The following is a 13,272-nucleotide window of genomic DNA, read 5'->3' as shown; positions in this document are numbered from 1 at the left end:
ACTGGGTCAGGAGCTATATGATAGCCGATTATTTGGCTTTGGCAGCGGGACGGCTGGCCAGGGCCTTGTTTTTTGCCGACAAAGTCTTGATCAGGCCATCGATGCCGCCCTTGCTGATCTCGCTGGCAAAGCTGCTTTTGTACGTTTCCACCAGCCACGCGCCCAGTACGTTGATGTCATAGATCTTCCAGCCGGACGGGGTTTTCGCCACGCGGTAGTTCAGGGGCACGGGTTCGCCGCGCGCCACGTTCACCTGCGAGCGCACTTCCACTTCCGTATCGCTAGGATCGGCGCGCAGCGGCTTGAATTCCACGGTTTCGTTCTTGATCTGCGACAGGGCGCCCGAGTACGTGTAGATCAGCAGGGTGCGAAATTCCGCGGCCAGTTGCTTTTGCTGGTCCGGCGTGGCATCGCGCCAGTGGCGGCCGGCGGCCAGGGCCGTCATGCGCTGGAAATCCACGTACGGCAAGATCTTGCTTTCCACCAATTCGGTGACGCGCTTGATATCGCCAGCCTGGATGGCCTTGTCGTTCTTGGCCGTGTCGATCACGTCCTGGCTGATGCGTTTGACCAATACGTCCGGCGCTTCCACGGCGGGGGCGGCCTGGGCGGCGGTGGCAAAGGCGATGGTGGCCATCGCCAGCAGTTGTTTCATCAATTTCATGGTTCTACCTTTCATGGTGTTGCTATGCACCGGCTGGCGTTGATCGCAGCCGTGGTGTTCTTGAATCCAGTTTACTCCTGCGGCCTGGCTTCGGAGGCAACGGTATTGCTACCAGATGTTACGAGGTCCGCTGGCGCCACCGCCGCGGCGGCCGTGGCTGCAGGCGCGTCATTGGCAGGCTGCGGTTTTGGCTCGTACTCGGGCTCGTAGTCGCTGCTGTCGTTTTTTGGCACTTTGCGGTCGCGGCGGTCCGTATCGCCATCGAACACCTTGCTTTCGCGCGCCTGCAGGAAGCCGTCGCGGATGAATTCATAACGGTCCAGCGCGGCCGCTTCCATCAAATTGGTCGCGTCGAGCAGCGCGGCACGCTTGTCGACCACACGCGTCACCGTGCCGATATTGCGCACATAGGCCGGATCCTTGTAGCGCCATGGGTCGCCCGCGATATCGAGCGGCAGGGCCGCCGTGTCGCGCACGGTCGATGGGCCCAGCAGCGGCAGCATCACGTACGGACCAGACTGCACGCCATACCAGCCCAGGGTCTGGCCAAAGTCTTCGTTATGCTTCGGAATGCCGGCCTGCGACGCGATGTCGATCAGGCCGAAGATGCCGAAGGTCGAGTTCATGCTGACGCGCACGACGTCTTGCAGGCCCGCTTCGCCCTTGCCTTGCAGCAAGTTGTTCATGGCGCTCCACACATCGGACAAATTGCCGAAGAAGTTGCCCACGCCCGTTTGCACGAACGAGGGCGTCACCTTCTTGTAGGCCGTGGCGACCGGCTTCAGGGCCACCTGGTCAACGGTGTCGTTGAACTTGAACATGGCGCGGTTGTACCCTTCCAGCGGGTCGCGCGGATTGGTGCCGGTGGCGCAAGCGCTCACGCTGGCGGCGATGGCCAGGGCCAGGCCGATACGCGCCAGGCTGCCTTGGGATTGTTTGGTCGACTCGCTCATTTGCTGTCCTTTCCTTCCGCTGCCTTGCTGTAGATGAACTGATTGATCAGGTCTTCCAGCACTGTGGCCGATTGAGTACGGGCGATCTTGTCGCCCTCTGCCAGGTTCGCCAGATCGCCACCTGCTTCCAGGCCGATATATTGCTCACCCAGCAAACCGGCCGTCAAAATCTTGGCCGAGCTGTCTTTCGGAAATTTGTAGCCATCTTCGATGTCGAGTTTCACCAGCGCCTGGTAAGTCTTGTCGTCAAAGACGATTTCCGAGACCCGGCCCACCACCACGCCAGCACCCTTGACGGGCGCCTGCGGCTTGAGGCCGCCAATATTGTCGAACTTGGCACTAATGGTATACGTCTTGCTGAAAGACAGCGAGCTCATATTGCCGGCCTTGAGCGCCAGAAACATCAATGCCGCCACACCGAGCAAGACGAACAAGCCGACCCAGACATCCAAAGATTTACGTTGCATAAACAATCCTAAATAATTTTTACTTGCCGCCACCTGCGCAGAACACTGCCCAGGCCGATAATTTTGTCGCCTATCGGCAATTACTTGCTAAACATCAAAGCCGTCATCATGAAATCGAGCCACCACACCATCAACGACGAAATGACCACCGTGCGCGTGGTGGCGCCGGACACGTCTTCCGGCGTCGGCTGTGCCTGATACCCCTGGAACAGCGCGATGAAGGTCACCGCGATGCCGAACACCAGGCTCTTGATGGTGCCATTGCCCACTTCTTTCCATACATCCACGCCGCCTTGCATCTGCGACCAGAACGAGCCTTCATCGACGCCGATCAGCACCACGCCGACCAGGTAGCTGCCGACGATGCCGACGGCCGTGAAGATGGCGCCCAGGATCGGCATGGCGATCACGCCGGCCCAAAAACGGGGCGCCAGCACGCGCTGGATCGGATTGACGGCCATCATTTCCATGGCCGACAATTGCTCGCCCGCCTTCATCAGGCCGATTTCCGCCGTCAGCGAGGTGCCAGCACGGCCGGCGAACAGCAGCGCCGTCACGACGGGGCCCAGTTCGCGCGTCAGGGACAGCGCCACCAGCAAGCCCAGCGACTGCTCGGCGCCGTACGTGGTCAAGGTGTAATAGCCTTGCAAACCCAGCACCATGCCGACGAACAGGCCGGAGACGGCGGTAATCACCAGCGAGCGATTACCGATAAAAAACAGTTGCTCAATCACCAGGCGCGGACGGCGCCACAGGCCGCCCGACGAGGCGATGATGATAAAAAACGAGCGCACGGCAAAGCCGAGGTCTTGTACCGAACGACGCAACCACGCTCCGATCGCCGCCAGGAAACGCGCGATCATCGGCCGCCCCCCGTCTGCAGACCCAGGTCGTCGGCCAGCGACTTGCCCGGATAATGGAACGGAACGGGGCCATCGGCCTCGGCATTGACGAACTGCTTGACGTAGGGATGCGTCGACACGGCCATCTCGGCCGGCGTGCCGTGCGCCACGATCTTGCCCGATGACAGAAAATAGACGTAATCAGCGATGGCGAAACACTCCTTCACATCGTGCGATACCAGGATAGACGTGGAGCCCAGCGCATCGTTCAAATTGCGGATCAAATTGGCCGTCACGCCCATGGAAATCGGGTCCAGGCCGGCGAACGGCTCGTCATACATGATCAGTTCGGGGTCGAGCGCGATGGCGCGCGCCAGCGCGACGCGGCGGCCCATGCCGCCGGAGATCTCGGCCGGCTTCAATTGCGCCGCATTGCGCAGTCCCACGGCGTGCAGCTTCATCAGCACCAGGGTGCGGATCAGCTCTTCATTCAAGTCCGTGTGTTCGCGCAGAGGGAACGCCACGTTCTCGAACGCCGTCAAGTCCGTAAACAGGGCGCCGTGCTGGAACAGCATGCCCATCTTGCGGCGCAGCTGGTATAGCTCGTCGGTTCCCAAGGTATGCACGATCTGGCCGTCCACATTCACGGAACCGGAACTGGGGCGCAACTGCCCGCCGATCAGGCGCAGTACGGTCGTCTTGCCACTGCCGGAGCCACCCATGACGGCCACAACTTTTCCACGTGGGAAATCCATTTGAAGGCCCGATAAAATCGAACGTTCTCCATAGGCAAAGTGTAAATCACGGATCTCAACAAGATTTGGCACGACGAAGCTCACTATTTTAATGGCGTATTGTAGTGCAGAAACGCCAACCTCTGCTGAGACACCCCTTGGGACAGGCCCGTAAAGGGGAAGAATACAACACTAATGAATCGAAAGTCAGATATTGTAGTGGAAATTCGGCTGCCACATCGCGTCCCCGTCCGATGACATTCACAGCTGTTGACTTGGCAAGTAAAAATAACAAAGGCCACGTCGCGATCCGCGCCGTGGCCCTGGCAAAAAACGGACAATTGCTCGTTTTTTTAACGCGGCAGCAAGGATGCGCCCATCAGGAACTCATCGACGGCGCGCGCGCACTGGCGCCCTTCGCGGATGGCCCAGACCACCAGCGACTGACCACGGCGCATGTCGCCGGCCGCAAACACTTTGGCCACCGAGGTCTGGTAGCAGCCGGCGCCATCCGTTGTCGCCTTGACATTGCCGCGCGCATCCGTATCGACGCCGAACGCTTCCAGCACTTGTTGCACTGGTGAAACAAAACCCATGGCCAGGAAGACCAGGTCCGCCTTCATCTCGAATTCCGAGTTTGGCACTTCGCTCATCTTGCCGTCTTTCCACTCGACTCGGCAGGCGATCAGCTTTTCCACCTTGCCGCCCTTGCCTTCGAAACGCTTGGTGGCCACGGCCCAGTCGCGCTCGCAGCCTTCCTCGTGCGAGGACGAGGTGCGCAGCTTGGTCGGCCAGTACGGCCAGACGAGCGGCTTGTTTTCCTGTTCCGGCGGCTGCGGCATCAGTTCGAACTGCGCCACCGAGGCGGCGCCATGGCGGTTCGAGGTGCCGACGCAGTCGGAACCCGTGTCGCCGCCGCCGATCACCACCACGTGCTTGCCCGTGGCCTTGATCTGGTCCTTGAGCTTGTCGCCCGCGTTGACCTTGTTTTGCAGCGGCAGGAAATCCATGGCGAAGTGCACGCCTTTCAGTTCCCGGCCCGGCACGGGCAAATCGCGCGGCTGCTCGGCGCCGCCGGCCATGATGACGGCGTCAAATTCCTTTTCCAGGTCTTCCGGGAAAATGGTTTCCTTGGCCCAGTTGTTGACGTGAGCAGGGAAATCCTTGCCCACCAGCACGCTGGTGCGGAACACGACGCCTTCGGCTTCCATCTGTTTCACGCGCAGGTCGATGTGCGACTTTTCCATCTTGAAGTCGGGGATGCCGTAACGCAACAAGCCACCGACCCGGTCGCTCTTTTCAAACACGGTGACGGCGTGGCCGGCGCGCGCCAGCTGCTGCGCCGCGGCCAGGCCGGCAGGACCGGAACCGACGATGGCCACTTTCTTGCCCGTGCTGAAACCCGCCGGCTGCGGCGTGACCCAGCCGTGCTCCCAGCCCATGTCGATGATTTTATGTTCGATCGACTTGATGCCGACCGGATCTTCGTGGATGCCCAGGGTGCAGGCCGATTCGCACGGCGCCGGGCAGATGCGGCCCGTAAATTCCGGGAAGTTATTCGTCGAATGCAAAATGTCGAGCGCTTCGCGGTAAGCGCCGCGGTACACCAGGTCATTCCAGTCAGGAATGATGTTATTTACGGGGCAACCCGTGGTGCAGAAAGGAATGCCGCAATCCATGCAGCGCGCGCCCTGCACGGTTGCTTGCGCGTCCGACAGGTGCAGCACGAATTCCTTGTAGTTCTTCAGGCGCGCGGCAGGCTCCAGATAGTGTTCGTCCTGGCGCTTGAATTCCATGAAGCCGGTAATTTTACCCACGATAGTTCCTTTGTATTTTTAGCTGGCGGGAGCGGCTCGGCCGCTCCCTTCACATTCATCTCGGCTGGCTCAGGCGGCGACGGCTTGCACTTCCATGGCGGCGTCAGCTGCCATTTCAATCAGCGCGCGCTTGTATTCGTTCGGGAAGACTTTCACGAACTTGCCGCGCGCCGCGGCCCAGTCGTCCAGCAGGACGCGGGCGCGCGTGCTGCCCGTGTGCTTGAAGTGACGTTCGATCAGGCGCTTGAGGATGACCTCGTCCGCTTCCGGCACGCCGTCGCGGTGCTGCGTATGCCAGGCATCACGGTCGAGATGCTGTTCCGCTGCCGACACGACCTTGTCCAGGCTGACCATGGCCGTGTTGCACTTGCTGGCAAAGTCGCCCGCCGGGTCATACACATAGGCGATGCCGCCCGACATGCCGGCCGCGAAGTTGCGTCCCGTGTTGCCCAGGACCACGACCGTGCCGCCCGTCATGTATTCGCAGCCATGGTCGCCCAAGCCCTCGACCACCGTGGTGGCGCCCGAGTTGCGCACGGCAAAGCGTTCACCGGCCACGCCATTGAAGAAGGCTTCGCCGGCGATGGCGCCGTACAGCACCGTATTGCCGATGATGATGTTGTCCACGGCCCAGCCGCGGAACTCGGTATTGGGCCGCACGATGATGCGCCCGCCCGACAGGCCTTTACCGACGTAATCGTTGCCTTCACCCACCAGGTCGATCGTGATGCCGTGCGCCAGGAAGGCGCAGGCCGACTGGCCCGCCGTGCCTTGCAATTGAATGTGGATGGTGTCGTCCGGCAAGCCGGCGTGACCGTATTTCTTCGCCACTTCGCCGGACAGCATGGTGCCCACCGTGCGGTTCAGGTTGCGTACGGGCGAGATGAAGGAAACGCGCTCGCCCTTTTCCAGCGCCGCGCGCGCTTGCGCGATCAGCTTGTGGTCGAGCGCCTTTTCCAGTGCATGGTCCTGGAATTCCACGTGGCGGCAGGCTTGGCCATCCGGGGTTTCCGGCTTGTGGAAGATGGCCGAGAAGTCCAGGCCCTGCGCCTTCCAGTGCGAAATCGCCTTCGATTTGTCGAGCAAGTCGACACGGCCGATCAGTTCGTCATACGTGCGGATGCCCAGCTGCGCCATCAATTGACGGGCTTCTTCGGCAACGAAGAAGAAGTAATTGACGACATACTCGGGTTTGCCCGAGAACTTGGCGCGCAGCACGGGATCTTGCGTGGCCACGCCCACCGGACACGTATTCAAATGGCATTTGCGCATCATGATGCAGCCTTCGACCACCAGCGGCGCCGTGGCGAAACCGATCTCGTCGGCGCCCAGCAAGGCGGCGATGACCACGTCGCGGCCCGTCTTCATCTGGCCATCGGCCTGCACGCGGATGCGGCTGCGCAAGCCGTTCAAGACCAAGGTTTGTTGCGTTTCGGCCAGACCCAGCTCCCACGGCGTGCCCGCATGCTTCACGGACGACAATGGCGAGGCGCCCGTGCCGCCGTCATGGCCGGCAACGACCACGTGGTCGGCTTTCGCCTTGGTCACGCCGGCGGCCACCGTGCCGATACCCACTTCCGACACCAGTTTGACGGAAATCGACGCGCGCGGATTGGCGTTCTTCAAGTCATGGATCAGCTGCGCCAGATCTTCGATGGAATAGATATCGTGGTGCGGCGGCGGCGAAATCAGGCCCACGCCCGGCACGGAAAAGCGCAGGCTGGCGATGTATTCCGACACTTTATGGCCCGGCAACTGGCCGCCCTCGCCCGGTTTCGCGCCTTGCGCCATCTTGATCTGGATCTGGTCGGCCGAGTTCAGGTAGGCGGCCGTGACGCCGAAACGTCCCGACGCCACCTGCTTGATGCGCGAACGCATGGAATCGCCTTCCTGCAGCGGAATATCGACGACGATCTGCTCGGCGCCCACGATGGAAGCCATGGTGTCGCCCTGGCGGATCGGGATGCCCTTCAATTCCTGCGTGTAGCGGTTCGGATCTTCGCCGCCCTCGCCCGTGTTCGACTTGCCGCCGATGCGGTTCATGGCGACGGCCAGGGTCGCGTGCGCTTCCGTGCTGATCGAGCCGAGCGACATGGCGCCGGTAGCAAAACGCTTGACGATTTCCTTGGCCGGTTCCACTTCATCGAGCGGGATGGCCTTGGTCGGGTCGAGCTTGAACTCGAACAGGCCGCGCAGGGTCAGGTGGCGACGGCTCTGGTCGTTGATGATTTGCGCATATTCCTTGTAGCTGGAGAAATTGTTGCTGCGCGTGGAGTGCTGCAGCTTTGCAATCGCATCCGGCGTCCACATGTGGTCTTCGCCGCGCACGCGGAACGCGTACTCGCCGCCTGCGTCGAGCTTGTCGGCCAATACAGGATCGTTGCCGAAGGCCAGCGCGTGCAGGCGCAGCGCTTCTTCCGCCACTTCAAACACGCCGATGCCTTCCACGTTCGACGCCGTGCCCTTGAAGTATTTGTCCACCAGCGACTTGTTCAGGCCGATGGCTTCAAAGATTTGCGCGCCGCAGTACGACATGTAGGTCGAAATGCCCATCTTCGACATGACCTTCATCAAGCCTTTACCCACCGCCTTGGTGTAGTTATAGATGGCTTTGTCGCCCGACAAATCGCCCGGCAAGCCGTGCGCCATCTCGGCCAGGGTTTCCATGACCAGGTAGGGGTGGACGGCTTCCGCGCCGTAGCCGGCCAGCAAGGCGAAGTGGTGCGTTTCGCGCGCCGAGCCTGTTTCCACGACGAGGCCGGTGGAGGCGCGCAAGCCCTTGCTCACCAAGTGCTGGTGCACGGTCGAGGTGGCCAGCAGCGCAGGGATCGCCACCTGATCCGCGCAAATGGCGCGGTCCGAGACGATCAGGATGTTGTGGCCGGACTTGACGGCGTCGACGGCTTCCGCGCACAGCGAGGCCAGGCAGGCTTCCACGCCTTCCTTGCCCCAGGCCAGCGGGTAGCAGATGTCCAGTTCGTAGGACTTGAACTTGCCGCCCGTGTGGGCGCTGATGTTGCGCAAACGGGCCATGTCGTCAAAGCCAAGCACGGGCTGCGCCACTTCCAGGCGCATCGGCGGATTGACGTTGTTGGTATCGAGCAAGTTCGGTTTCGGGCCGATGAAGGACACGAGCGACATCACCATCGCCTCGCGGATCGGGTCGATCGGCGGGTTCGTCACTTGCGCGAACAGCTGCTTGAAGTAGTTATACAAAGGCTTCAACTTGTTCGACATGACGGCCAGCGGCGAGTCATTGCCCATCGAGCCCGTCGCTTCTTCGCCGGCCACGGCCATTGGCGCCATGAGGAATTTCAAGTCTTCCTGGGTATAACCGAACGCTTGCTGGCGGTCCAGCAACGATGGCTGCTCTTTTTCGCCTTGCGCGCGGTCCAGCTTCGCCTGGCCTTCGGCCAGCTTGATCTCGTCGAGCTTGATGCGCACCGAGTTGATCCACGCTTTATACGGCTTGGCGTTGGCGTAAGTGTTTTTCAGTTCCTGGTCGTCGATGATGCGGCCCGCTTCCAGGTCGATCAGGAACATTTTGCCAGGCTGCAAGCGCCATTTCTGGATGATTTTCGATTCCGGGATCGGCAGCACGCCCGATTCCGACGCCATCACCACCAGGTCGTCGTCCGTGACGATGTAGCGCGCGGGACGCAAGCCGTTGCGGTCCAGGGTGCCGCCGATGTGGCGGCCGTCCGTAAACGCCATGGCGGCGGGGCCATCCCACGGTTCCATCATGGCCGCGTGGTATTCATAGAAGGCGCGGCGGTTGTCATCCATCGTCGTGTGGTTTTCCCACGCTTCCGGAATCATCATCATCATCGCCTGGGCGATCGGATAACCTGCCATCAACAGCAGCTCGAGCGCATTGTCGAAGCACGCCGTGTCGGACTGGCCTTCATAGATCAGGGGGAACAGCTTTTGCAGGTCGTCGCCCAGCACGGCCGACTTCATGACGCCTTCGCGCGCACGCATCCAGTTGAAGTTGCCTTTGACGGTGTTGATCTCGCCATTGTGCGCGATCAGGCGGTACGGGTGGGCCAGCGGCCATTCCGGGAAAGTATTCGTCGAGAAACGCTGGTGCACGAGGGCCAGGGCCGAGATGCAGCGCGCGTCCTGCAAGTCCTTGTAGTACACGCCCACCTGGTCGGCCAGCAGCAAGCCCTTGTACACAATCGTACGGGCCGACATCGACGGCACGAAGAATTCCTTGCCGTGCAGCAGTTTCAAGGCCTGGATGGCGTGGCCCGAGGATTTGCGGATCACATACAGTTTGCGCTCGAGCGCGTCGGTGACCATGATGTCCGGACCGCGGCCGATGAAAATCTGGCGAATGACGGGCTCTTTGGCGCGCACGGTGGGCGACATCGGCATGTCCGTATCGATGGGCACGTTGCGCCATCCCAGCACGACTTGTCCTTCGATGCGCACGGCGCGTTCGATTTCCTGTTCGCAAGCGATGCGCGATGCATGTTCCTTCGGCAGGAAGACCATGCCCACGCCATATTCGCCAGGCGGCGGCAATTCCACGCCCTGCTTGGCCATTTCTTCGCGGTAGTACTGGTCAGGAATCTGGATCAGGATGCCGGCGCCATCGCCCATCAGCGCATCGGCGCCCACGGCGCCCCGGTGATCGAGGTTTTTCAGTATCAGCAAACCCTGTTCGACGATCGAATGGGTCTTGTTGCCCTTGATATGGGCGACGAAACCGACGCCGCAGGCATCGTGTTCATTGGCTGGGTCGTACAGGCCTTGCGCTTTCATGGGCTTCTCCGCTGCATATGACTATCGAAAAACTAGAGTAGTGCAACGCAACAAAAAACTCAACCAGAACAATTAGGGTCGGAGTCGAATTAAATTCAATTCCGTCGCTCCAAAAATTTAATAGGGACATAGTCGCAGCAATTTCAATAAAAGATAAGAAAGGAACCATTTTTTGTTTTAAATGCGAATGCTTTTCAATTAGCGTCTGATTCGGCCACGACTTTGCGGGGACGGCCGCGCTTGGCAGGCAGCACTTGCCGCTGCATTTTCTGCTCCAGCGCCTGCTTGAAAGCGTCGGAACCGAGCGGCCAGCCCTTCAGCACAGCCTGCTCCACGACCTTCACCTGGCTGCTGCCCAGGCCTTGCTCGAACAGGCGCAGGTACGCCGCCTCGCGGTCGAACGGCGTGTTGCCCAGCGCCCAGTACAGCGCGTGGTCGGTGATGACGGGATCGGGTCGCACGCCCGCATGGTGGGCATAGCTGGACCAAGCATGGTCGAGCGCCTGAGCCGCCAGGCCCGTTTGCACGGGCACGCATTCCAGGTAGCGGCAGCAAGTGAGGAAGAAATTGTCGGGATCGATGACGGACGTTTTGTAGCGTCCCTGCCACAATGCCCCTTCCCGGCCATATTTCTGGTTGAAATACGGCACGTAATAACGTCCCAGCCACTGCATCAGCTGCCCCAGGCCCGTCGCATCGCCGGGTGTGGCCAGTAAATGTAGCTGATCAGGCAATAAAACATAGGCGTGAATGGCCACCTTGAACATTTTTGCGCCCGTTTTCAGCCAGGACAAAAACTGCGCGTAGTCGGCGGCGTCCTGGAACACGTTCTGGCGGTTGCTGCCGCGCTGGATCACGTAATGGGGCAGTGCTGGAATGATGAGGCGGGGCAAACGGGCCATGGCAAGCGTCAGTAAAATAGGCTAAGGCCTTGATTCTACACAGTATGCGCGAGTGGCGCGACTCTGACCCTGTTTTATTTAAAATGCTGTAAAAAGCGGTTGACTCTGTCCCTTTTATCGCGCCGACCACTTGTGGACGGCGCAATAGGGACTATCAGGACAGGTTGAAACTGGCCGACAGGCTGTAGCCCTCGCCATACGCGCTGCGCAGCGGCAAGTCCTGGCCCAGGCCCGTCTTGGCTTTCTTGCGCAGGCGGTACACGAGCATGTCGACTCGGCGGCCCGCATCGGGATCTTCGCCGCCCATGCCGGCCACGATGACGTCGCGCGGCACGGGGCGGGTGTTGATGGTGAGCAGGTGCAGGAAGTTGAATTCCTTCTCCGTCAGGGCGATCACGGCGCCCATCAGCTCAAGTTGGCGAGCGCTTACTTTCAAGGTCCACTTGCCCGGCTCGGGTACGGGATCTTGCGGACCGACGCGGCGGTCGAGCGCCTCGATGTGGGCGGCCAGTTCGGGGAATTTGATCGGCTTGGTCAGATAGTGGTCGGCACCGAGGCGCAAACCCAGGATGCGGCTGTCGAAAGCGACACGCCCCGTCAGCACCAGCACGCCGATTTGTGGATACAGCTGGCGCATGCGGGGGATGACGTTGAAACCGTCTTCATCAGGCAAGCCCAGGTCCAGTACGACCACGCCGACATTGCCATGACTCAACGCGGTCCACATGCCGCCAGCGGAGCTGGTGATATGGACTTCGTGTTCGAGCTCAACGAGGAACTCCGCCATGTCTTCGGCGTAGTCGAGATTGTCTTCGACGATCAGTATTTTCGTCATTGCAACGCCATTCTTCCGTTAGTGAGCACACCGAGGGCAAAATCATGCCATGCACTTCTACACCATCATGGACGGCACAATAGGTTTACGTCAAGGAATTATCACGGTTGCCTTCAGCGGAAGCAAGGCTTTTCCTTGTCTAGACAGGAAGCGGCAGCCAAATCCGGAAAAGCGCCCCTCCTTCGGGCAGATTATGCCCCTGCAAACTCCCGCCATGCACCTCCACCACGGCGCGCGCCATGTACAGGCCCAGGCCCGCACCGGGATGCGTGGCATCGATTCCACGGAAACTTTTGTCGAACAGCTGCGCCAGTTCCTCTTCCCGCAAGCCGGGACCCGCATCGCGCACGCACAGCGCCACGCCGCCCTCGGGCACCAGCCTGGCCGACAAGGCGATGGCGCTGCCCGGCGGGCTGAACTTGACGGCGTTGTCGAGCAGAATTTTCAGGCACAGGGCCATGCCGGGCACGTCGCAGCGCAGCCTGGCCGGCAAGTCTTCGTCGAGTTCCAGCTGCACCGTGTGGCTGGCCGGCACGGTGGCGGCCGCTTGCTGCAGCAAGGCCAGCGGCGCGATGCCGTCGACGGTCCGCTCGCGGCCGATGGCCGCCATGCGTTCAGGTGACAGGTAGTCGTCGATCATGGACAACAAACGGTCGACGGCCGTCTGGATTTTCACGTAGCGCTTGCGCGTGGCCTCGTCCGCTTGCGTGGAAGTCGAGACGAGGCGCTGGATGGCGCCGTCGATCGTGGCCAGCGGCGTGCGAAATTCATGCGACAGCATCGAAGCGAAGCGCTTCTGCTCCTTTTCCCGCTCGGCTTCCTGCGCCTCGATGGCGCTGACGTCGCGCACCGTGCCCGCCAAGGTCACGCCCCGCCCCGCCGCCGCGGGCACGATGGTCGAGCTGATTTCCAGCGCCAGCAAGCGACCGTCGGCGTGCGGCAATTCCACTTCGCGCAGCAAGGTCAAACGGCTGGTATCGCCATCGCGCCAGCGTTGCAGCCGGGCCGGCACGTCTTGCGCCAGGCGCGCCGCGTGGCTCTGCAAGGCGGCCAGGTCATGGCCCGTCAGGCGCTGCGCGGCAGGGCTGATGTAGAGCAATTCGAGGCTGGTGGCGTCGAGCAGGAAGGCCGCGTCGCGGCCGTGCTCGGCCAGCAGGCGGAACTGCGTCTCGCCCGCCCGCGCGCGCAGCAGGGCGCGGCGCAACTGGACGAAACGCAGCGCCATGAGGATGACGCCGGCAAGCAGCAGAAGGAGAAAGGGCAGCATGCGTTATACCTGGCAGGAAAG

At 61.2% G+C, this 13,272-nt stretch carries 10 protein-coding genes; all 10 read right to left on the bottom strand.

The features are described 5' to 3' along the window. Positions 1-28 precede the first annotated feature (28 nt). The 10 genes from HWE17_RS11240 to HWE17_RS11195 all read right to left on the bottom strand — a co-directional run bounded on the left by HWE17_RS11240 (position 29) and on the right by HWE17_RS11195 (position 13,251). Positions 29-664, bottom strand: coding sequence for a phospholipid-binding protein MlaC (locus tag HWE17_RS11240; protein ID WP_176388813.1), 636 nt, complete (start codon positions 662-664; stop codon positions 29-31). A 71-nt stretch (positions 665-735) separates the two neighbouring features. Further along, a complete protein-coding gene (locus HWE17_RS11235) occupies positions 736-1,617 on the bottom strand; it encodes a VacJ family lipoprotein (RefSeq protein WP_035823117.1) in 882 nt (293 codons plus the stop codon). Then, the gene (mlaD, locus tag HWE17_RS11230; RefSeq protein WP_034753810.1) at positions 1,614-2,084 is read right to left on the bottom strand and encodes an outer membrane lipid asymmetry maintenance protein MlaD; all 471 of its coding nucleotides are present in this window, start codon (positions 2,082-2,084) and stop codon (positions 1,614-1,616) included. Before mlaD ends, HWE17_RS11235 begins: the two co-directional genes overlap by 4 nt. Positions 2,085-2,164: 80 nt before the next feature. Further along, positions 2,165-2,947: a lipid asymmetry maintenance ABC transporter permease subunit MlaE gene (gene mlaE, locus HWE17_RS11225; RefSeq protein WP_035823119.1), complete on the bottom strand. Its 783-nt coding sequence runs from the start codon at positions 2,945-2,947 to the stop codon at positions 2,165-2,167. Then, a complete protein-coding gene (locus tag HWE17_RS11220) occupies positions 2,944-3,753 on the bottom strand; it encodes an ABC transporter ATP-binding protein (protein WP_034781028.1) in 810 nt (269 codons plus the stop codon). Before HWE17_RS11220 ends, mlaE begins: the two co-directional genes overlap by 4 nt. A gap of 260 nt (positions 3,754-4,013) precedes the next feature. Further along, positions 4,014-5,477 (bottom strand): glutamate synthase subunit beta, encoded by a 1,464-nt coding sequence (locus tag HWE17_RS11215; protein ID WP_070257787.1) that lies wholly within the window; start codon positions 5,475-5,477, stop codon positions 4,014-4,016. A gap of 69 nt (positions 5,478-5,546) precedes the next feature. Further along, positions 5,547-10,247 (bottom strand): glutamate synthase-related protein, encoded by a 4,701-nt coding sequence (locus HWE17_RS11210; protein WP_176388812.1) that lies wholly within the window; start codon positions 10,245-10,247, stop codon positions 5,547-5,549. Between the two features lie 194 nt (positions 10,248-10,441). Further along, positions 10,442-11,149, bottom strand: a complete 708-nt coding sequence (locus HWE17_RS11205; RefSeq protein WP_176388811.1) for a transposase — start codon at positions 11,147-11,149, stop codon at positions 10,442-10,444. A gap of 154 nt (positions 11,150-11,303) precedes the next feature. Beyond that, positions 11,304-11,984, bottom strand: coding sequence for a response regulator transcription factor (locus HWE17_RS11200; protein ID WP_034753797.1), 681 nt, complete (start codon positions 11,982-11,984; stop codon positions 11,304-11,306). Positions 11,985-12,123: 139 nt separating this feature from the next. Then, on the bottom strand, positions 12,124-13,251 hold the full coding sequence (locus HWE17_RS11195) for a PAS domain-containing sensor histidine kinase (protein WP_176388810.1): 1,128 nt from the start codon (positions 13,249-13,251) through the stop codon (positions 12,124-12,126). Positions 13,252-13,272: the final 21 nt, after the last annotated feature.

The organism is Janthinobacterium sp. BJB401 (assembly GCF_013372745.1).
Taxonomy (GTDB): domain Bacteria; phylum Pseudomonadota; class Gammaproteobacteria; order Burkholderiales; family Burkholderiaceae_D; genus Janthinobacterium; species Janthinobacterium rivuli.
The sequence above is the reverse complement of the archived record's forward strand: the minus strand, read 5'-3'. Positions and strand labels throughout refer to the sequence as shown.